The following is a 19392-nucleotide window of genomic DNA, read 5'->3' as shown; positions in this document are numbered from 1 at the left end:
GTGCGTCAGGGTGGGGGTAGATGGTAGAGTAAAGGCCGTAGGGATGGCAGCCGACGCCTTGGTCCTGTACAGGGACAAGCCGGGCACCCCGGCCGGAGGGGGGGGCGGCCGGCGGCGGTCGGCGGGCGGTGGCCTGCCGCCGCCCGGGAGCTCACGACTGCGGCACCACGGCCACGGGGCACCGCGCGTGGTGCAGCACCGCGTGGGCCGCCGAACCGATCCGGCTGCCGACCGGCCCCTTGCGCGTACGCCGCCCCACGACCAGCAGCGACGCGGACCCCTCCGCCGCCGACAGCAGCACCTGCCCGGCAGTGCCCAGCTCGACGTGCTCCACCACGGGCACCTCCGGGTACTTCTCGCGCCAGGGCTCCAGCGCCCGGCGCAGCGCCGCCTGCTCGTACTGCACCAGCCCGCCGTCCTGGTCGGAGATCCACATCGAGCCCGGGCTGTACGCGTAGATCGACGGCAGGTCCCAGGCGCGCACCGCCCGTACGGCAGCCCCGCGCGCGGCCGCCGCCTCGAACGCGAAGCCGAGGACGTCGTGGCTGTCCTCCAGGTAGCCGTACTGGCCGACGACGACCTCGCCCGGCCCGCCGTCCACCCGCTCCTCGCCGGCCGCGCGTACGGAGACCACCGGGCAGGCGGCCTCGCCGATGACCTGCTGCCCGTACGAGCCCAGCAGGAAGCCGAGCAGCGGGCCGTGGCCGCGGGTGCCCAGGGCCAGCAGCTCCGCCTGCTCCGCCTCCCGCAGCAGGGCGGGCACCGGCGCGTCCCGGACGACCTCGGTGACGATGCGCAACTCCGGGTGGTGCACGGCGACCTCGTCGGCCGCGGCGTGCAGGACGGCGTCGGCCCGGCGGGCCTCCTCGTCCCGGTCCTGGGCCATCGGCAGTGCGACCGGCTGCCACAGCCAGGCATGGACCAGGCGCAGGCCCAGGCCGCGCCGGGCCGCCTCGGCCGCCGCCCACCGCGCGGCGGCCCGGCTCTCCGGGGATCCGTCCACTCCGACGGCGATGACAGGTGTCACGGCTCTGCCCTCCATACTGCTCGGCTGCTCGGCTGCGCGGCTGCGTTCTCGGGATGCGGCGCGGGGCCGCCCGCTCCCACTCTGGCGGCCCGGCACCCGCCCGCCGAAGGGGCCGATCGGCCCTCGCCCGGGGCCGGTCGGCACCCTCCGCCCCGACGCGGCAGGCGGGGCCCTGACCAGGACGTGCCCGCTCGCTGCCGGCCGGCAGCAGGCTCGTGGAGAAGGACGCCGACGGTCAGCTCGGGATCGTGGTCGGCCACGGGGTGAAGGGCACCGCCCCGCCGGTGCGCACGGCCTCCACCGCGCGCTGGTGCACCGCCCGGCTGGCCTCGGGGGTCGGGCAGGCCACGGGGCTGCCGGCGAGGGCGTACCACTCGGACGCGCCCGAATACTGCACCGCGATGTGCGCCCGCTCCTGCTCCCATGTGGTGTGCACCGTCAGTTCACCGGTGAGGGTGCCGGCTGCGTCGGTGAGCACGCCGCCCGGGCCGGCGTACACCCCGGGAGTGGTCCATTCTGCGGATGCCATGTCAGATCACCTCGGAACGGGGCTGGACTGGTCTGGTGTGGTGTGGTTGATGCGGTTGGTGTGGACTTGTTCCGGACGGCGTAGCGGAACCCGTTTCCCTGGATTCATGCTGCGGCAGCACGGACGGACGGCACAGGGCCGTGCGGCCCGCGAGCGGGCCCCGCTCGGCCCTGCACCGGCCGGGGCCGCGCCCCTGCGATGGGGTTTCCACAGGGGCGCGGCCCGGAAGGATCCGGACCATGAGGGTCCCCGCATCGAAGGTGTCCGCATCACGAGTGTCCGCGGCGAAGGTGTCCGCGTCCATGTCGGCGCCGGCGGTTGCCGTCCCCGCCGGAACTCCGATCGAGGAGGTCGCCCGGCGCATGGAAGGCCACGGCGTCGGCTCCGTCGTCGTGACGGAGGGCGAGGAGGTGTGCGGCATCGTCACCGACCGGGACCTCGCCGTGCGCGTCGTGGCCTCGGGCGCCGACCCGGCCGAGGCGGTGCGGACGGTGATGTCCGCCCCGGTCGTCACCGTGGATGCCGGGGACGACATCCACACGGCGTACCGGATCTTCCGGAACACCGGTGTGCGGCGGCTTCCCGTGCTGGACGGGGGCCGGGTGGTGGGCATGCTGACGGTGGACGACCTGCTGATGGACGTCTTCCAGCGGGTGGCGGACCTGCTGGGGCCGGTCGCCTGGAGCGTGCTCGCGGAGCCTCCGGGCCCGCCGGACACCGTGTAGCCGTAGCCGGCGCCTGGCGTCCGACGCTGCCCGTCCTCAGTCGTCGCCCGCGTCCTGCTCCGGGCGGGCGCGCCCGGACCAGTACGGCTCGACGCGCGCCCAGTCGAGCTCCCACTGCCGCAAGCTGCCCGCCTCGATCCGGCGCAGGCGTACGGAGACCAGGCCGCCGGCGCACAGGACGATCGCCGTGAGGGCGCCGACGGCCGCAGCGATGGCGTCGAGGGTGATCGCGTCCGCGGTGCGCGGCGGCTTGAGGGACACGTCCCCGGCGTCGTCCACCCATATGGCGACGGCTTTGCCGGCCGGCGTGCGGGGAGGGACGGGGACGGGCCCGGTGTGCACGCGGGAGCCCGGATAGCGCCAGGTGGCCTGCGCCGAGGCAGCGGGCGCGCCGGCGGCGCGGGCTGCCTCCGGCCCCACCGGCTGGGCCAGGGTGGTGGCCGTGACCCGGTGCAGGACGCGGGCCCGGGCCTCGGCGGCGCGCTCGCCGGCGGCGCGCACGGCCAGGCCGGTGCCGATCGCGCAGACCACCGCGAGCGCGCAGGCGAGCGCGAAGACGGCGTGCCAGCGGGCGCGGGCACGGTCGGCTCGCCGCCGCAGCGGGTTGGCCCCCGTACCGGCACCCCGGCCGGGTGTCCGGCAGGACATCGTGCACCTCCGGGGTGTTTCCCCTCCTCCCCACTGTGCTCCCTCCCCACTGTGCTCCGCCCCCGCTGCCCGGGCGAGCGCGACGAGGTCGACGGCGAAGCCCACCGCCCCGATCGCGATCGTGGGGCCGACCACCTGGGCCCTGCGCCGCCCCCGCACCGATACGGGCGGCGCGGGCCCGGTGACACGCACAGCGCGAGGCCGCAGGCGTGTCACGTGGCGCCGGCCGGACCGCTGCCCGTGCTGCCTCGCCAGGCGCGGTAGGCGGCGACCGCCGTGGGAAGGGTGGGGTAGATCCGGTCCGGGCCGACCGCCGCCGCGAGGCCGTACGCATCGAGGGGTTGCCGGAGGTCCTGTTTGACACGGGCCAAGGCGAACACGATGTCCCGCTGGACAAGTTCGGCGCGCAGGGCTTCGACGGCGTCGAGGGCGGTGATGTCGACCTCGACGTTGGCTTCGGTGTTCAGGACGAACCAGCGCACCGGCTCCTCCTGGGCGTCGACGGCGGCCAGGGCGCGCCGGCGGAAGTCCTCGGCATTGGCGAAGAACAGCGGGGAGTCGTAGCGGTAGACGAGCAGGCCGGGGATGGTGCGGGCGGTCGGGTAGTCGTCGATGTCGTGCATGCCGGCCAGACCGGGGACGATGCCCAGGACGGCGTCGTGCGGGCGGGCGACCCTGGCGAGCAGCTCGATGACGGAGAGGGCCACCGCGACCAGGACCCCGTACAGGATGCCGAGGGTGAGGACGCCGAGGGTACAGCCGAGCGCCAGGAGGAGCTCGCGGCGGCGGAAGCCGGCGAGGCGGCGGAACTCACCCACCTCCACGAGGCGGACGGCGGCGTAGACGACGATCGCACCGAGGGCCGCTGACGGCGTGTGGGTCAGCAGCGGGCCGAGGAAGAGCAGGACGGCGGCCACGCAGGCGGCCCCGACGAGGGAGTACCCCTGGGTGCGGGCGCCCGCGGAATCGGCGAGGGCGGTGCGGCTCGCGCTGCTGCTGACGGGAAAACCGTGCAGGACACCGGCACCGAGGTTGGCCGCGCCGAGGGCCAGCAGCTCGCGGTTGGGGTCCAGCGGGTGCGGGTCGTCGTGGCGCGCGAAGGCGCGGGCGGTGAGGACGACGTCGGTGTAGCCGACCAGGAGGACGCCGAGAGCCGGCAGGACCAGGCCGGTGAGGTCCCCCGGTCGTGGCAGGGCGAAGCCCGGCAGGCCGCTCGGTACGGCGCCGATGACGTCGACGCCCCGGTTCTCGTCGAGTGCGAAGGCCGCCACCGCGGCCGTGGCGAGCACGAGGACGGCGAGCGGTCCGGGTACGGCGGGCCACAACCGGGGCAGGGTGAACAGCAGGAGCAGGCATCCCGCGGCCAGGAGGGCCGTGGGCCGGTGCACGTCGTCCAGGTGGCGGAGGAACGAGAACAACTGGGGAAAGAACCCGGATCCGCCGGCGCTGGAGCCGGTGAGGCGCGGCAGTTGGTCCACGATCATGATGAAGGCGACCCCGGCCAGGTAGCCGACGAGTACGGGCCGGGAGAGGAGGTCGGCGAGGAAGCCGAGCCGGACGGCCCACGCGACCGTGCAGAGCAGGCCGACCACGACGGCCAGGGCTGCCGCGAGCGCCGCGTACCGCGCGGGGTCGCCGGCTGCCAGCGGGCCCACGGCGACGGCGGTCATGAGGGCGGTGGTGGACTCCGGGCCGACGGACAGCAGACGGGAGGAGCCGCTCAGGGCGTACAGGACCATGGCCGGGAGGATGGCCCACAGGCCGGTGACCGGGGGCAGGCCGGCCACTCCCGCGTAGGCCATGACCTGGGGGACGAGATAGGCGGCGACCGTGATCCCGGCCAGGAGGTCGCCGCGCAGCCGGTCTCTCCGGTAGCCGCGGAAGGCGGGCGGAACGGCGGCGGTCCGTCCTTGCTTCCGCATGGCACCTCCGGGACTCACTGCGGGCCTGTCGTGTGCCGAACCATCGTGCCGCGAAGCAGGATGCGGGGGTGCGAACCGCGCGGGCCGACCGCTACGGACTGCCCGCACGCAGACGGAACCCGGTGACGAGGTCGGGCCGGATCCGGACGGCGCCGGACGCGCGCCCTCGACCCACGGTGGCCGCCAGCGTCGAACCGTCCTGTCGTTTGCTCCCGGCGTCCCCGGTAGGGCCGGCCGGGCCCCAGAGGGGACCACAGGGCCCATGCCCGGAGTACATCGGAGCGCGAACACCGAAGACTGAGAATGGAAGACGGACTCGTACCAGGAGGCCGTCCAGAACCACGCGCCGTACGTCAGCGGCAGCGGCAGCGGCAGCGGCAGCCACCTGTGATCATCCGCACGGCGAAGGAGTCGGCCATGCCCGCGTTCCGCTACACGGTCAGCGACGTCATGACGCACACCGCCATCGCGATCGGCCGCGAGGCGTCCTACAAGGAGATCGTCGAGCTCATGCACCAGTGGAAGGTCAGCGCGGTCCCCGTCCTGGAGGGCGAGGGCCGGGTCGTCGGCGTGGTGTCCGAGGCCGACCTCCTGCCGAAGGAGGAGTTCCGGTATACGGAACCCGCGCTTCCCAACGAGCTGGAAGAGGCGTCCAAGGCCGGCGGGGTGCTGGCCGAGGAGCTCATGTCGAGCCCGGCCGTCACCGTCCACCCAGGCGCCCCGGTTGCCGAGGCCGCGCGGATCATGGCCCGCCGGCGGGTCAAGCGCCTGCCCGTGGTGAACGAGGTCGGCATGCTGGAGGGCATCGTCAGCCGCAGTGACCTGCTCAAGGTGTTCCTGCGGTCCGACGAGGAGCTCGAGGAGGAGATCCGCCAGGCAGTGCTCACCGAGCTGGCGCCCGACGTGACCCTGGACATCGCCGTCGAGGAGGGCGTCGTCATCCTGCGTGGTGCGCTGCGGGACCGGACACTGGTACCCCTGCTCGCGCGGGCGATCCGCGCCGTCGAGGGGGTCGTGGACGTCCGGATGGAGCTGGACGGCTCCATCGGCACCGCCGCGTAGTGGCGGTGCCGCACAGTGGCGGTGCCGCCGGAGCGCTCCGCCACCGCCCACGGGGTGCGTAGCCCGTCGTGGGTGAGGCGGGCACCGCCGAACATGCACTGGCCCGCGGGCGCCGGCCGTTTCCGACCGACGCGCCTGAAGGATGTCGCTTCACGGTGTGCCGGGTCACGGTGTGCCGGGTCACGGTGTGCCGGGTCACGGTGTGCCGGGCCGGCGGGGTGTTCAGTCCACGGGCACGTCCGGACGGACGATGGTCACCGGGCACGCGGCGTGGAGTGCCACCTGTTGGCTCACCGAACCGAGCAGGGCCCGGCGGAAGCCGCCGCGGCCGCGACTGCCCACGACCAGCATTTCGGCGCCTTCGGACTCGTCCACCAGGACGTCGGCCGGGTGGCCGTGCACCAGGCGCTCGTGGACCAGGGAGGCGCCGTCCTCGCCGAGTACCGTGCGTACCTCTTCGACCAGACTCCGTTCGGCCTCTTCCTCGTCGAACGTGGCGTCCACCGCCGGAGCCGACCAGGAGGCACTGCCCGGCACCTCCCATGCCGTGACCGCGTCCACCTTCCCGCCGACGAGGCCGGCGTACCGCACCGCCCAGCGCAGGGCGGCCTGGGAGGAGGGCGACCCGTCGACGCCTACCACGATCCGCGGAGCCTCATGCTGCGTTCCCATGCCCTTCACCCCTTACAACGCTCTACCTCCAGCGTGTGCGAGGCACGCACGCCCCGCCACGCGAGACCATCCGTAGTGCGGCGTTCTCCGCAGGTGACGCGGTGCACGGCCGCCTCAGCCCGCAGGCCGGCGGAACCACCGCTCCCGGCCTGCGGCGACTCCATCAGCCGTGCACCACACGGCGGCCGGTGAGCCGGACGGGGGTGAGCTTCATCCAGTGGGCGCGCTCGCCGCCGGCCCAGGGGTGGGACCACCGGGCCTGGGCGCTCAGGTGCCGGAGTTCGCCGGCGTCGGTGACGGCCGTGAGTTCGCCGACGGCCAGTACGCTCCAGCCTTCGGCGGTCACGTCGTCGATGTGGTCGATCTCGAAGGCGGCCTCGGTTCCCGCGGCTCCGGCGGCAACGGCCTGTACGTGGGTGCGGAAGGCGATGCCGGTCCCCGTGACCAGGTAGTTGACGGGGAGGACGGCCGGGCCGTCGGCGGTGAAGACGCCGATGCGGCCCACGCCGTCCGTGCCCAGCAGCCGTCGGCATTCGGCCTCGTCCATCGGCACGAGCGCGGTGTCGCGCCGGACGGCGAACCGGCCGGGGACCCGTTCGGCGCTCGCGCCGGTCAGGTCGTCGACGGTGATGCCGAGGGCATCGGCGACCCGGACGAGGGTGCCGGTGGACGGCGAGGCCGCGTGCTCCTCCAGGTAGGCGATGTAGGTGCCGTCCGCTCCACACCGCCGGCCCAGTTCCTCGCGGCTCAGGCCGACGGCCTCGCGGCGGGCCGCCAGACGGCGGCCCAGGTCGGTGCGTCCGGCCGTGCCATCGGACGGCTCAGGCGTGGTGCGCCGGATGCTCTCCACGGTGATCACCGCTCCTGGGGCGGCACGGCGACCGTGTTGTGCTGCGGTCCGCCGAGCGCGACCTTGAGGGCGCCGGTGTCGCCGGCGCGGGAGAAGACGTCGTACGCCTCTTCCATCTGGTCGACCCAGCCGCCGCCCCCGCGGCACTGGCCGTAGCGGGCTTCGCGGCAGAAACGGCAGCGGCCGCAGGCGGAGACGCAGGAGATCAGGACGCGGTCGCGGGGGCGGACGGTGCGGACATCGCCGCCGGTCTCGACGACGGTGCCGACGGCCTCGTGGCCCAGGATCCGGCCGGGGGCCACGTCGGGCACGTCGCCCTTGATGATGTGCAGGTCGGTGCCGCAAATGGTGACGGAGTCGACCCGTACGATCGCGTCGGCGGCGTCCTTGACCGAGGGGTCCGGGACCTCCTGCCAACTGGTCTGTCCGGGCCCGTGGAAGACGAGTGCCTTCATGGCGCGGCCTTCTCTCTGTGTGCTGTGCGGGGTGCTGTGCCTCTCTCTGTGTGCTGTGCGGGGTGCTGCGCCTCTCTCTGTGTGTGCTGTCTCTGGGTCTCTGTGCGTGCTGTGCGGGCCTGTGCGGAAGGGATCACCGCCAGGCTGGGCCCGTGGCCCTGCGGCCCGCTTGGGCCGGTCGGCCCCTGTGCGGGGACCGGTCGGGACCCTGCCGGAGGGCCCTGCGGGTGCGACGGTGGAGGTGGGCACCCACCCCGGGAGTCCCGAAAGGAGCGCTGCTGCCATGCCGCTGCCATGTTGCTGCCATGCTGCGGTCAGCCCCGTCCCCCGCTTCCACCGCCTCGGCCCGCCCGGCCCCGATCCTCGTCGACTGCGGGCTCTTCCAGGGTGTCGCGGACCTGCGCCGCCGCAACCGGGCCCCCCGCGGTCGGTCCCCCCGACGCCACGCTCCCGTACGCCGCCCGCCTCATGGCCGACCGGCGCGTCAAGCGCCTCCCGGTCGTCGACGTCCACTGCCGACTGGAGGCGACCTCCGCCCCATGAACCCGGGCGTCACCGCCGGGCAACGGCGCCGACGACAACGACGTCACCGCGACGGCGTGCACCGGCCGCCGTCAGCGGCGGACGCGTGGCATGCCCAGGCCGATCCAGGAGATGATCTCGCGCTGGATCTCGTTGTTGCCGCCGCCGAAGGTGAAGATGACCGCGCTGCGGTAGCCGCGCTCCAGTTCGCCGCGCAGGACGGCGCCCGCCGAGCCGTCCTTGAGCGGGCCGGCCGCGGCGACCACCTCCATCAGCCAGGCGTACGCGTCCCGGCGCGCCTCGGAGCCGTACACCTTGACGGCGGAGGCGTCCTGTGGGGTCAGGGTGCCGTCCTGGACCGCGCTCACCATCCGCCAGTTCAGCAGCTTCATCGCATCGAGTCGGGCGTGGGTGCGGGCGAGGCGGCCGCGGACCCAGGAGAGGTCGATGACACGGCGACCGTCCGCCAGCTTGGTCGCGGCCGCCCAGCGCTGGACGTCGTGCAGCGCCCGGATCGCCATGGTGCCGTGGGCGGCCAGGGTGACCCGCTCGTGGTTGAGCTGATTGGTGATCAGCCGCCAGCCCTTGTTCTCCTGCCCGACGCGGCGGGCGGCGGGGACACGGATGTTCTCGTAGTAGCTGGCCGTGGTGTCGTGCGAGGCGAGGGTGTTGATGAGGGTGTACGAGTAGCCGGGGTCGTTCGTCGGCACGAGGAGCATGGTGATGCCCTTGTGCGCGGGGGCCTCCGGGTCGGTGCGGACCGCGAGCCACACCCAGTCGGCGGTGTCCCCGTTGGTGGTCCACATCTTCTGGCCGTTGACGACGTAGGTGCCGGTCTCCTCGTCGCCCTCGCGGACGGCCCGGCATTTGAGGGCGGCGAGGTCGGTGCCGGCGTCGGGCTCGCTGTAGCCGATCGCGAAGTCGATCTCGCCGGAGAGGATCCGGGGCAGGAAGTACGCCTTCTGCTCGTCGGTGCCGAATTCCATGAGGGTGGGACCGACCGTGTTGAGGGCCATCAGGGGCAGCGGGACGACGGCCTGGGCGGCCTCGTCGAAGAAGATGAACTGGTCCATGGCCGACATGCCGCGCCCGCCGTACTCCTCGGGCCAGCCCACCCCGAGCCAGCCGTCCGCCCCGAGCCGGCGGACGGTCTGCCGGTAGAAGCGCTTCTGGGCCGCCGGGTCCGCGTGGCGGGCGTGGACGTCCTGCGGTACCAGCTCGGCGAAGTAGGCGCGCAGCTCGCTGCGCAACTGCTGCTGCTCGGGCGTGTATTCGAGGTGCACGGCCCCTCCGGGTGTTCTGCTGTCGGGTGGTGCGGCACGGCCGGCCGGGCGGCGGGTCGGCTGGCTGGCCGGCTGGCTGGCTGGCTGGCTGGCGTGGGGCAGAGTAGAACCTGTTTCAAGAATCTGGAAGGGCCCCTGACTCGGAGTCTGGCCATGGACGTACAGAAGGTGACCGCGGGCAGCGAGATCGTGGGTCGAGTTCGACGGACTGAAAGGGCTACTGCGACTACGACGAGACCGAGGAGGTCCCGTTCAGGCTGCGGCGGCGCACGGCCGACGGCGCCTGGCTCGAGCCCCTGGTCGCATTCGCGCGCGGGCCGTGCTCGCCGCGCTGAACGCCTGACAGCCGGGACCGCCCTGGCGGACAATGGCAGGTCGGTCGGGTCGGGGCGCGCATCCGGAGGGCTCATGGACATGAGCAGGGGCATGAGCAGGGACAGGGACAGGGACAGGGGTACGGGCAGGGAGAGGGGTTCGGACAGGGGCACGGGCAGGGACGAGGCATGGGGGCGCGAGTTCGCCGGGCGGGACCGGATGCCGGAACCGCGGCGGGCGGACCGGCTGCCGGCAGGAGGACCGTCGGAGGCCCGGCCCGCCGCCCGGGCGGAGCAGCCCGAAGGGCTGACCCCGCCCTCGCCCCAGACCCAGACCCAGATCCACGAGCCCGGACCGCTGCCCGTCGACCCGGAGCTCCCCGACCGGGACACCTGCTGGGAGCGGCTGCCGGACGACGTACGGGCCAAGACCCTCGAGAAGGCCGGCACGGTCCTGCTCTGGTGGGCCCACCTCACCGAGGACGGCGCCCCCTTCGCGGTGGTGCTCGGTGACCGCGGGCTCTGCCGGGTCCGGCCGCACCCGTCCGAACGGCCGGCCGAGCGGCTCCGGGGCCGGCCAGCCGGCCCGGCCGGCCCGGCCTGGGAGTACCGGGGCGAGCGGGTGCGGCTGGAGCCCGGGACGCTGCGGAGCCGGACCTTCGACGGAGGCCCGGCGGCGGGGGGCGGTCCGGCCGCGGCGGGGGGCGCCATGGCTGCGCCCGGCCGGCCTGGCGCGCCGGTGGAACGGCTCGTCCTGGACCCCGCGGAGGCCCAGAACGTCCTCGGCCACTTCCCGCTGGACGTACAGGACTTCCTGCAACGCCCGTTCCTCTCCGGCAACCGGGCCGTCCGGGCCGTCCGGGCCGTCCGGGCCGTCCGGGCCGTCCGGGCCGTCCGGGCCGTCCGGGCCGTCCGGGCCGACTGGTACTACCTCGAGACGGTCGAGCAGGAGCACACGGCGCTGTTCCTCGTCCTGTGCCTCGCCGACGACCGCCACATCACGGCCATCGAGGCCCGGCGGACCCTGGTCCCGGGCGCCACCCCGGACCGGGCCCGGTGGCACGGCATCACGTGCCACCAGGCCCGGCTGATGCCGCGCCGCTGAGCCGGGCGGATGGCCGGGCTTTGTCGGCGCGTCAGCGCGTCAGCGCGTCAACGCGTCAGCGCGTCAACGCGTCAGCGCGTCAACGCGTTGATCATCGCCGCGGCCGTCGCCGCCATCGCCGTACGGGCCGCCGTCAGGTACGGGCGCGGGTCCGCCGGGGTGAGGTGGGAGCGGATGGCCTCGGTCATGGCCAGGTTCAGCGCCGTACCGATGTTGACCTTCCGGATGCCGCCGGCCACGGCAGCCGCGAGCTCCGCGTCCGGCAGGCCGGAGGAGCCGTGCAGCACCAGCGGCACGTCCACGGTCTTGGCCAGCCGGGCCAGCAGCGCATGGTCCAGGGAGGCGGTGCGGCTGGTCATCGCGTGGGTGCTGCCGACCGCCACCGCGAGGGCGTCCACGCCGGAGTCGGCCACGAACCGGCGGGCCTCGTCCGGGTCGGTACGGGCGCCGGGCGCGTGCGGATCCAACGGGATCTCTCCGTTCTTCCCGCCCACTTCCCCCAACTCGGCCTCCACCCAGAGGCCGTTGGCGTGCGCCCAGTCGGCGGCCGAACGGGTCGCCTCCAGGTTTTCCGCGTACGGCAGCTGCGCGGCGTCGTACATGACCGAGCTGAAGCCGGCGTCCACCGCCTGCCGGAGCAGGTCGGGGCTCTTGACGTGGTCGAGGTGCAGGCCGACCGGGACCGTGGCGGCCTCCGCGCACGCGGCGGCCGCCCGCGAGATCGGCAGCACCGCCCCGCCGCGGAACTTCACCGCGTTCTCGCTCAGTTGGAGGATGACGGGCACACCCGCCTGCTCCGCGCCGGCGACGACGGCCTCGGCGTGCTCCAGCGTGATGATGTTGAATGCGGCGACGGCCCGCCCGGCGGCGGCCGCCTCCACGACGAGCTCACCGGCGGCGGCCAGGCTCATCGGACCGCCCCCTCACCGGTGGTGAGGATCACCGAGCGGGTGAGGTTCCTCGGCCGGTCCGGATCCAGCTCCCGGTGGGCGGCGACGGCAAGGGCCAGCCGGTGGACCCGTACCAGCTCGGCGAGCGGGTCCAACCCCCCGGCCGCCACCCACTCGCCGCCGGCTGCCCGTACCTGCTCGGCGAGCCCGTCCGGGGCCTCGCCCAGGCACCAGGTGACCGTGCCCGGGCCGGTGATGCTGATGGGGCCGTGCCGGTACTCCATCGCCGGGTAGGACTCGGCCCAGGAGAGTGACGCCTCGCGCATCTTGAGCGCCGCCTCGTGCGCCAGTCCCACGCTCCAGCCGCGGCCGAGGAAGGTGAACTGCCGGTGGCTCGGGAGGTGTTCGGGCAGCTGCTCGGCGAGGACTGTGCGCGCGTCGGCGACCGCGGCGGCGAGCGCGGCGGGGGTCTGCCGGCCGACGTGGGCGCGGAGGAGGGTGAGGGCGGTCGTTGCGAAGCGGGTCTGTACGACGGACTGCTCGTCCGCGAAGTCCAGGACCACCAGCTCGTCGGCGAGCCCCATCACCGGAGTCGCCGGGTCCCCGACCACCGCGGTCGTGGGCACGCCCGCCTCCCGCAACCCGCCGAGCAGGTCCAGCACCTCGGTGGTGGTGCCGGACCTGGTCAGGGCGACGACCCGGTCGTAGCGGCGGTGCAGCGGGAACTCCGATGCGGGGAACGCGTCCGTCTCCCCCTCGCCGGCCTCCTCGCGCAACACGGCGGCCGCCTGCGCCATGTAGTACGAGGTCCCGCACCCGACGATCGCGGCCCGCTCCCCCGGCTGCGGGAGCACCGCCCGCCGGGCCGGGGCCAGTTCGGCCGCCCGCTCCCAGCACTCGGGCTGTGTGCCCAACTCGTACGCGACGTGGCTCTGGCTCATGACGGCTCCCGCTTCCTGGCCCGGCTTGTGCGCTCACTCGCTCGCTTTATTGCGGTTTGCTGCACGTTATCGGGCGCTTTCGCGCAACTTCAAGCATCTTGGGGGTGATCGGGTGGGCTAGTGTCGGAGGGATGAGGGGTACGGCCGAGACGGCCGAGACGGCCGAGACGGCCGAGACGGCCGAGACGGCCGAGACGGCCGACACCGCCGACACCGCCGACACGGCCGAGACGGCGGACACGGCCGAGACCGCCGAGACCGCCGACACGGCCGAGGGGCGGCTGACGGGTGATCAGCCCGGGGAAGCGGAGGGGCGTACGCCATGGGGGCCATGACCCGCAGGGAGCGCTGGCAGGCACTGCTGGACCTGCTGGTGGAACGGGGCGAGCTGGAGGTCGAACCGGCGGCGGAAGCCCTCGGTGTCTCCGCCGCGACGATCCGCCGCGACCTCGACCGGCTGGCCGAACAGCAGCTGCTGGTCCGGACCCGCGGAGGGGCGGTGGTGCACGGGGTCTCGTACGAACTCCCGCTGCGCTACCGCACCTCCCGCCGGGCCGCCGAGAAACAACGCATCAGCGAGGCGGTGGCCGCCCTGGTCACGCCGGGCGAGGTGATCGGCCTGACGGGCGGCACCACGACCACGGAGGTGGCCCGGGCCTTGGCGGGCCGCCCGGACCTGGCGTCGGGGCCGGCAACGCCGGGTTCGCCGACGCCGGGTTCGTCGGCGCCGGCGCTGACGGTGGTGACCAACGCGCTCAACATCGCGGGAGAGCTCGTCATCAGGCCACAGTTCAAGATCGTCCTGACGGGTGGGGTCGCCCGCGCCCAGTCGTACGAGCTGACCGGCCCGCTGGCCCAGCAGGTGCTGGGCCAGCTCACGGTGGACACCGCGATCGTAGGCGTCGACGCCTTCGACCCGGCCGACGGCGCGGCAACCCGGCACGAGGACGAGGCCGCGATGAACCGCCTCCTGTGCGAACGCGCCCGCCGCGTGGTCGTCGCGGCCGACTCCAGCAAACTCGGAGTCCGCGCCTTCGCCCGCATCTGCCCGCCGGAGTCGGTCCACACCCTGGTCACGGACACGGGCCTCCCGGACGCCGTGGCGAACGCTTTCGCGGCGGCGGGGATGGAGGTGCTGCGGGTGTGAGGGGGAGGCCCACGGATGGGGCAGGGCTTCGTACTGTGGGCGGGGCCGCGTGAGCGGGATGCCCGCACCCGGGGTCGGAGGGGTGTCCGGGGTTTCCCGGCCGCCCATCGTCCTTCCGGGGCGGGCCGGCCCGTCAAGGGCGCTCCCTGCGGTCGCGTCGCTGCGCGATGTCGCTCCGCTCCACCCTTGACGAACCGGCCCGCCCCGGAATGCCAACAGACTGCCGGGAAGCCCCGAAGGATGGCCAGGGGGCAGAGGAGCCGGAAACGGCCCTCGTCAGAGCAGCAGGCCCGCGGCTGCGCCTTGCAGCGCCCCATGTGCCCGGACCACCAGAGCCCGGCCGGTGCCGGGGGCCGCGGGCACGAAAAGCCGCTCCCAAGGCCAACATCAGGGCCGATTCGGGGGCGTTGCGGGCCCAACCTGCAGGAAATGTCGACCAGAAGCCCATCGGGGCACCTCGGGCGCCCCAGATCGCTACGCGCTCCTGTCTTCTCGGCGTCCGGCCGCCGTCTGGGGCCGGTGGCCGCGACAGTGCGGGTATCCCGGTCGCCGGAACCCCGCCCGGTGCACGCGGCCCGCCGCGCCGTCCCTGCGACCGGCCTCGGCGTGTGTGTCCCGCGGCCAAGGGGCTGCCGCCCCTGCCGCGGGTTTGGCCCTGTGGTGCGGCTCGCTCGGACTCGGCGTTCGCTGCGCTGCCCGTCGTGTTGCGGCCCGTATCCCCACCCCCGCCAGCACCCTAGTGCGTCGGCAGTCTGTCCGCTTCCCGTGACAGGGCCGCCAGGACCGGGGCGATCAGGGGGTGGGATTCTGCGCCGCGGCGGGTTGCGGCGAAGACGCGGCGGGTTGCCGCCGGGCCGGCGACCGGGCGGATCTGGACCTCCTTGAGGTCCATGCCGCGCAGCGCCGAACGCGGGACCAGCGCCACCCCGACCCCGGCGCCCACCAGCGCCGTCACGGCCCGGAAGTCGTCGGACGAGTGCCGGAACCGCGGCTGGAACCCGGCCAGCTCGCACGCCAGCAGGGTCACGTCGTGGCACGGGTTCCCGGGGTACTGCCCCACCCAGTCCGAGCCCGAGAGGTCGGCCAGGGCCACCTCGGGCAGGTCGGCCAGCGGGTGCCCCGACGGGAGCACCGCGTCGAAGGGTTCGGCGTACAGCGGGACGATGGAAAGCCGGCCGTCGTCGGCGCCCGGGGCGCCCCGGTACTCGACGGCCAGTGCGAGGTCGGCTTCGCCGTCGAGCAGCATGGGCAGGCTCTCGTCGCCTTCGGCGTCCCGGACCCGAAGCCGGATGCCGGGGTGCTCGCGGGCGAGGCCGGCGATCGCGGGGGCAAGCACCTCGGCGATGCCGGTTGCGAAGGCGGCCACGGTGACCTCGCCGGCCGCGCCTCCCGCGTAGGCGGCGAGCTCGGCTTCGGCGCGCTCCAACTGTGCCAGGACCTCGTGGGCGTGCCTGAGGAGGATCTCGCCGGCGGCCGTCAGCCGGACGCCCCGCCCGCTGCGGGTCAGGAGCGCGTGCCCGGTTTCCTGTTCCAGCGCCGCGAGCTGTTGGGAGACGGCGGAGGGGGTGAGGTACAGGGCTGCGGCCGCGGCGGTCACCGTACGGTGGTCCGCCACGGCTCGCAGGATGCGCAGTCGGCGGGGGTCGATCACCCCTCCATGATGTCAGCCCTGGTCAGCGGCGAGCACCGCACGAGCGTCGATGAAGGCGGCGACGGCGCGCTCCACGTCGGCCGTGGAGTGGGCGGCCGAGAGCTGTACGCGGATCCGGGCCTGGCCCATGGGCACGACCGGGTACGAGAAGCCGATCACGTACACGCCGCGCTCGAGGAGCAGCTCGGCCATGCGGCCCGCCTCCGCCGCGTCGCCGATCATCACCGGGGCGATGGCGTGGTCGCCGGGGAGGATCTCGAAGCCGGCCTCGGTCATCTTCGTGCGGAAGAGGGCGGTGTTGGCGGCGAGGCGCTCGCGCAGGTCGCCCGCCGACTCCAGCAGGTCGAGGACCTTGAGGGAGGCGGCCGCGATGACCGGGGCGAGGGAGTTGGAGAAGAGGTACGGGCGGGAGCGCTGGCGCAGCAGCTCGACGATCTCGGCGCGGGCCGCGACGTAGCCGCCGGAGGCGCCGCCGAGGGCCTTGCCGAGGGTGCCGGTGATGATGTCGACGCGGTCCATGACGCCGTGGAGCTCGGGGGTTCCGCGGCCGCCGGGGCCGACGAAGCCGACGGCGTGGGAGTCGTCGACCATGACCATGGCGTCGTAGCGGTCGGCGAGGTCGCAGATTTCGGTCAGGGGGGCGACGTAGCCGTCCATGGAGAAGACGCCGTCGGTGACGATCAGCTTGCGGCGGGCGCCGCCCTCGGTGGCCTCCTTCAGGCGCGCCTCCAGCTCGGCCATGTCGCGGTTGGCGTAGCGGAAGCGGCGGGCCTTGGAGAGGCGGATGCCGTCGATGATCGAGGCGTGGTTGAGGGCGTCGGAGATGACCGCGTCCTCGGCGCCGAGGAGGGTCTCGAAGACGCCGCCGTTGGCGTCGAAGCAGGAAGAGTAGAGGATCGTGTCCTCCTGGCCGAGGAAGGAGGACAGGCGCGCCTCCAGCTCCTTGTGCACCTCCTGCGTGCCGCAGATGAAGCGGACGGAGGCCATGCCGTAGCCCCAGCGGTCGAGGGCGTCCTTGGCGGCGGCGATGACCTCGGGGTGGTCTGCAAGGCCGAGGTAGTTGTTGGCGCAGAAGTTGAGGACCTCGCCGGGGGTGCCGCCGGCGGTCACGGCGACGGCCGCGCTCTGCGGGGTGCCGATGACGCGCTCGGGCTTGTGCAGGCCGGCGGAGCGGATCTCGTCGAGGGTGGCGCGAAGGTCTTCGCGGACGGTCTCGAACATGCTGCGGTGCTCTCTTTCTCCTCGCGCGGCGGAGGAAGACGAAGGGGGGCCGGGCCCCGCGGAGGGGGGAGGGTGGGCGGGGCCCGGCCGGAGGGTGGTGGTCTGCGGGGCGTTACGCCGTCCAGTCCAGGATGATCTTGCCGCTGCGGGCCGTGGCGGCCTCGTCGAACGCGGCCTCGAAGTCGCGGTGCGAGTAGCGGCCGGTGATGACCGGGCTGAGGTCGAGCCCGCCCTCCAGCAGCACCGTCATCGCGTACCAGGTCTCGAACATCTCGCGGCCGTAGATGCCCTTGATCGTGATCATCGAGGTGACGATCTTCGCCCAGTCGACCGGGAACTCCTGCGCGGGCAGGCCGAGCATGGCGATCTTGCCGCCGTGCGTCATGTTGTCGATCATGTCGCGCATCGCCTCGGGGCGGCCGGACATCTCCAGGCCGATGTCGAAGCCCTCGCGCAGCCCCAGCTGCGCCTGCGCGTCGGCGATCGTCGCCTTCGAGACGTCGAGCGCGAGCGTGGCGCCCGCCTTGCGGGCGATCTCCAGGCGCTCCGGGCTGACGTCGGTGATGACGACGCTGCGCGCGCCGGCGTGCCGGGCGACGGCCGCCGCCATGATGCCGATCGGGCCCGCGCCCGTGATCAGCACGTCCTCGCCGACCAGCGGGAAGGACAGGGCGGTGTGGACGGCGTTGCCGAACGGGTCGAAGATCGCCGCGACGTCCAGGTCCACGGTGGTGCGGTGCACCCACACGTTCTGCGCGGGCAGGACCACGTACTCGGCGAAGGCGCCGTCGCGCCCGACGCCGAGGCCGATGGTGCTGCGGCACAGGTGGCGGCGGCCGGCCAGGCAGTTGCGGCACTTGCCGCAGACGAGGTGGCCCTCGCCGCTGACGAGCGCGCCGATCTCGATGTCGTGGACGTCGCCGCCGACCGCGGCGACCTCGCCCACGAACTCGTGGCCGAGGACGAGCGGGGTCTTGACGGCGCCCTGCGCCCAGCCGTCCCAGGAGCGGATGTGCAGGTCGGTGCCGCAGATGCCGGTGCGCAGCACCTTGATCAGCACGTCGCCGGGGCCGTACTCCGGCTCCGGTACGTCCATCAGCCACAGCCCGGGTTCGGCTTTGTGCTTGACGAGTGCCTTCATGGTGTGGCTCCAGGCATGTACAGAGGGCACCGCGGCCACGGGGGCTGGTGCGGCGTATTGATGGGGACCAATCTGCCCACCGGGCGGTGATCGGTCCATCGAGGATTTCTTAAGCGGGTCGACAGCCCAGCTTCACGAGCCGGGCTTCACGCCTATGCTCCTCCCGTACAGGGCTGTGGCCTGGGCACGGGCCATCAGCCGGGGCAGGGAACGGGGAGGTGTCGAGCGTGCCGAGTCTGCGCAGCAGGGCGCTGTCGGTCGCGCTGATCGCGGCGGGGCGGCGAAGACGGTTCGCGAGCGCGGAGGCGGTGCACGCGCGGGTGGCCGAGTCGGCCCGCCGGCCGGCGTCGCATCTGCCGCCGCGGTCGCTGGGCCGGGTCGCCGAGGTGTCGCGCACCTTCGTGGGGGCGTGGCCGGTGTACGACGTGTCGCCGCGCGGGGCGGAGCCGGCCGCCCGAGTGCTGTACGTCCACGGCGGCGGGTACATCCACGAGCTGGTCCGGCCGCACTGGGCGATGATCCGGACGCTGGTGACGCAGGCGCAGGCCCGGGTGGTCGTACCGGCGTACATACTCGCGCCGCGGGGCACCGCGGACCGGACGGTTCCGGTGGCCGCGGACCTGCTCAGCGGCCTGATCGAGAGCGGCGGGGCCGGCGGCACGGTGCTCATCGGGGATTCCGCCGGGGCCGGCCTGGCGCTGGCCGCCGCGCAGCGGCTGCGCGACCGTACGGGGGCCCAGCCGTCCCGGATCGTGCTGATCTCGCCCTGGCTGGACCTCACCATGAGCCACCCGGACCAGCCGGCCCTGGAGGCCGACGATCCGGTGCTGGCCCGGCCGGGCCTGCTGGAGGCCGGCCGGCTGTACGCGGGCACCCTGGCGGCGGACGATCCGCGGGTGAGCCCGCTGCGGGGCTCGTTCGCGGGGCTCGCGCCGCTGACGGTGTTCACCGGCACCCGGGACGTCCTGAGCCCCGACAGCCGGGAGCTGCTGCGCCGGGCGCGCGCGGCGGGGGCGGAGGTGGACTTCCACGAGGAGCCGGGGCTGCCGCACGTGTACCCGCTGCTCCCGGTGCCGGAAGGGCGGGCCGCCCGGGACCGGATCGTGGAGCTGATCAGGGCGGCGGCGACGGAGGAGTGATCTCCGGCGCCCGGGGTGTGCCGGTCGTCGCCGAGCGCGGCGGACGGGGGAGTCGGCCCTCCGCGCCGGCGGGCGGGACCGGCGGGTTCGGACCGGGCGGGTTCGGACCGAGCGGGTTCGACCCGCAGGTTCGACGAGCAGGTCGGGC

Annotated in this window: 18 protein-coding genes and 1 pseudogene; 6 read left to right on the top strand and 13 right to left on the bottom strand. The window is 74.0% G+C overall.

The features are described from left to right. Window positions 1-151: 151 nt before the first annotated feature. Both AC068A_RS20685 and AC068A_RS20680 read right to left on the bottom strand, forming a co-directional pair. Entirely contained in the window at window positions 152-1027 is an 876-nt protein-coding gene (locus AC068A_RS20685) for a universal stress protein (RefSeq protein ID WP_478586845.1), read from the bottom strand. Window positions 1028-1262: 235 nt separating this feature from the next. After that, the gene (locus AC068A_RS20680) at window positions 1263-1556 is read right to left on the bottom strand and encodes a hypothetical protein (RefSeq protein WP_478586843.1); all 294 of its coding nucleotides are present in this window, start codon (window positions 1554-1556) and stop codon (window positions 1263-1265) included. A gap of 239 nt (window positions 1557-1795) precedes the next feature. Between AC068A_RS20680 and AC068A_RS20675 the strand changes: the two genes are divergently transcribed. Next, the gene (locus AC068A_RS20675) at window positions 1796-2281 is read left to right on the top strand and encodes a CBS domain-containing protein (protein ID WP_478586841.1); all 486 of its coding nucleotides are present in this window, start codon (window positions 1796-1798) and stop codon (window positions 2279-2281) included. Window positions 2282-2317: 36 nt separating this feature from the next. Here the strand turns inward: AC068A_RS20675 and AC068A_RS20670 are convergent, their stop codons facing one another. Together AC068A_RS20670 and AC068A_RS20665 are read right to left on the bottom strand one after the other, a co-directional pair. Further along, complete coding sequence (locus tag AC068A_RS20670) at window positions 2318-2929, bottom strand: Rv1733c family protein (protein ID WP_478586839.1); 612 nt, start codon at window positions 2927-2929, stop codon at window positions 2318-2320. A gap of 212 nt (window positions 2930-3141) precedes the next feature. Beyond that, a complete protein-coding gene (locus AC068A_RS20665; protein ID WP_478586837.1) occupies window positions 3142-4851 on the bottom strand; it encodes a SulP family inorganic anion transporter in 1710 nt (569 codons plus the stop codon). A 417-nt stretch (window positions 4852-5268) separates the two neighbouring features. Between AC068A_RS20665 and AC068A_RS20660 the strand changes: the two genes are divergently transcribed. Then, on the top strand, window positions 5269-5913 hold the full coding sequence (locus AC068A_RS20660; protein WP_478586835.1) for a CBS domain-containing protein: 645 nt from the start codon (window positions 5269-5271) through the stop codon (window positions 5911-5913). A gap of 222 nt (window positions 5914-6135) precedes the next feature. On the opposite strand, the gene AC068A_RS20655 is transcribed toward AC068A_RS20660, so the two are convergent. The 4 genes and pseudogenes from AC068A_RS20655 to AC068A_RS20640 all read right to left on the bottom strand — a co-directional run bounded on the left by AC068A_RS20655 (window position 6136) and on the right by AC068A_RS20640 (window position 9695). Continuing rightward, window positions 6136-6585 carry a universal stress protein gene (locus AC068A_RS20655; protein WP_478586833.1) on the bottom strand — a complete coding sequence of 150 codons (450 nt, stop codon included), beginning with the start codon at window positions 6583-6585 and terminating at the stop codon, window positions 6136-6138. A gap of 163 nt (window positions 6586-6748) precedes the next feature. Continuing rightward, complete coding sequence (locus AC068A_RS20650) at window positions 6749-7444, bottom strand: helix-turn-helix domain-containing protein (RefSeq protein ID WP_478586831.1); 696 nt, start codon at window positions 7442-7444, stop codon at window positions 6749-6751. Window positions 7445-7557: 113 nt separating this feature from the next. Continuing rightward, a pseudogene (locus AC068A_RS20645) lies at window positions 7558-7890 on the bottom strand (alcohol dehydrogenase catalytic domain-containing protein); the annotation flags it as partial. A gap of 614 nt (window positions 7891-8504) precedes the next feature. After that, on the bottom strand, window positions 8505-9695 hold the full coding sequence (locus tag AC068A_RS20640; protein WP_478586829.1) for an acyl-CoA dehydrogenase family protein: 1191 nt from the start codon (window positions 9693-9695) through the stop codon (window positions 8505-8507). A 534-nt stretch (window positions 9696-10229) separates the two neighbouring features. Between AC068A_RS20640 and AC068A_RS20635 the strand changes: the two genes are divergently transcribed. Further along, window positions 10230-11114 (top strand): hypothetical protein, encoded by an 885-nt coding sequence (locus AC068A_RS20635; RefSeq protein ID WP_478586827.1) that lies wholly within the window; start codon window positions 10230-10232, stop codon window positions 11112-11114. 71 nt (window positions 11115-11185) lie between these two features. Here the strand turns inward: AC068A_RS20635 and AC068A_RS20630 are convergent, their stop codons facing one another. Both AC068A_RS20630 and AC068A_RS20625 read right to left on the bottom strand, forming a co-directional pair. Further along, complete coding sequence (locus AC068A_RS20630) at window positions 11186-12025, bottom strand: class II fructose-bisphosphate aldolase (RefSeq protein WP_478586825.1); 840 nt, start codon at window positions 12023-12025, stop codon at window positions 11186-11188. Further along, the gene (locus AC068A_RS20625; protein ID WP_478586823.1) at window positions 12022-12945 is read right to left on the bottom strand and encodes an SIS domain-containing protein; all 924 of its coding nucleotides are present in this window, start codon (window positions 12943-12945) and stop codon (window positions 12022-12024) included. Before AC068A_RS20625 ends, AC068A_RS20630 begins: the two co-directional genes overlap by 4 nt. A 131-nt stretch (window positions 12946-13076) precedes the next feature. On the opposite strand from AC068A_RS20625, the gene AC068A_RS20620 reads away from it, so the two are divergent. Further along, window positions 13077-13280: a hypothetical protein gene (locus AC068A_RS20620; protein ID WP_478586822.1), complete on the top strand. Its 204-nt coding sequence runs from the start codon at window positions 13077-13079 to the stop codon at window positions 13278-13280. Further along, a complete protein-coding gene (locus AC068A_RS20615; protein ID WP_478586821.1) occupies window positions 13277-14092 on the top strand; it encodes a DeoR/GlpR family DNA-binding transcription regulator in 816 nt (271 codons plus the stop codon). The genes AC068A_RS20620 and AC068A_RS20615 overlap by 4 nt, the downstream gene beginning before the upstream one ends. A gap of 736 nt (window positions 14093-14828) precedes the next feature. Here the strand turns inward: AC068A_RS20615 and AC068A_RS20610 are convergent. The 3 genes from AC068A_RS20610 to tdh form a co-directional block, all read right to left on the bottom strand. Next, on the bottom strand, window positions 14829-15743 hold the full coding sequence (locus AC068A_RS20610) for a LysR family transcriptional regulator (protein WP_478586819.1): 915 nt from the start codon (window positions 15741-15743) through the stop codon (window positions 14829-14831). A 12-nt stretch (window positions 15744-15755) separates the two neighbouring features. After that, window positions 15756-16964 (bottom strand): glycine C-acetyltransferase, encoded by a 1209-nt coding sequence (locus AC068A_RS20605; RefSeq protein WP_478586817.1) that lies wholly within the window; start codon window positions 16962-16964, stop codon window positions 15756-15758. Window positions 16965-17076: 112 nt separating this feature from the next. Then, window positions 17077-18105 (bottom strand): L-threonine 3-dehydrogenase, encoded by a 1029-nt coding sequence (gene tdh / locus AC068A_RS20600; RefSeq protein WP_478586815.1) that lies wholly within the window; start codon window positions 18103-18105, stop codon window positions 17077-17079. A 227-nt stretch (window positions 18106-18332) separates the two neighbouring features. Here tdh and AC068A_RS20595 point away from each other — a divergent pair, with 227 nt between their 5' ends. After that, window positions 18333-19244 carry an alpha/beta hydrolase fold domain-containing protein gene (locus AC068A_RS20595; protein ID WP_478586813.1) on the top strand — a complete coding sequence of 304 codons (912 nt, stop codon included), beginning with the start codon at window positions 18333-18335 and terminating at the stop codon, window positions 19242-19244. Window positions 19245-19392 lie beyond the last annotated feature (148 nt).

The sequence above is a fragment of the Streptomyces sp. NPDC043854 genome (assembly GCF_056436005.1).
Note: the sequence above shows the minus strand (reverse complement) of the source record. Positions and strands in the feature narration are given on the sequence as shown.

Bases quoted from the DNA above. Each gene is read 5' to 3' on its own strand.
- AC068A_RS20680 (WP_478586843.1), bottom strand. From the start codon at position 1,556: ATGGCATCCGCAGAATGGACCACTCCCGGGGTGTACGCCGGCCCGGGC.
- AC068A_RS20660 (WP_478586835.1), top strand. From the start codon at position 5,269: ATGCCCGCGTTCCGCTACACGGTCAGCGACGTCATGACGCACACCGCC.
- AC068A_RS20665 (WP_478586837.1), bottom strand. From the start codon at position 4,851: ATGCGGAAGCAAGGACGGACCGCCGCCGTTCCGCCCGCCTTCCGCGGC.
- AC068A_RS20605 (WP_478586817.1), bottom strand. From the start codon at position 16,964: ATGTTCGAGACCGTCCGCGAAGACCTTCGCGCCACCCTCGACGAGATC.
- AC068A_RS20635 (WP_478586827.1), top strand. From the start codon at position 10,230: ATGCCGGAACCGCGGCGGGCGGACCGGCTGCCGGCAGGAGGACCGTCG.
- AC068A_RS20630 (WP_478586825.1), bottom strand. From the start codon at position 12,025: ATGAGCCTGGCCGCCGCCGGTGAGCTCGTCGTGGAGGCGGCCGCCGCC.
- AC068A_RS20670 (WP_478586839.1), bottom strand. From the start codon at position 2,929: ATGTCCTGCCGGACACCCGGCCGGGGTGCCGGTACGGGGGCCAACCCG.
- AC068A_RS20620 (WP_478586822.1), top strand. From the start codon at position 13,077: ATGAGGGGTACGGCCGAGACGGCCGAGACGGCCGAGACGGCCGAGACG.
- AC068A_RS20615 (WP_478586821.1), top strand. From the start codon at position 13,277: ATGACCCGCAGGGAGCGCTGGCAGGCACTGCTGGACCTGCTGGTGGAA.
- tdh (WP_478586815.1), bottom strand. From the start codon at position 18,105: ATGAAGGCACTCGTCAAGCACAAAGCCGAACCCGGGCTGTGGCTGATG.
- AC068A_RS20655 (WP_478586833.1), bottom strand. From the start codon at position 6,585: ATGGGAACGCAGCATGAGGCTCCGCGGATCGTGGTAGGCGTCGACGGG.
- AC068A_RS20625 (WP_478586823.1), bottom strand. From the start codon at position 12,945: ATGAGCCAGAGCCACGTCGCGTACGAGTTGGGCACACAGCCCGAGTGC.
- AC068A_RS20675 (WP_478586841.1), top strand. From the start codon at position 1,796: ATGAGGGTCCCCGCATCGAAGGTGTCCGCATCACGAGTGTCCGCGGCG.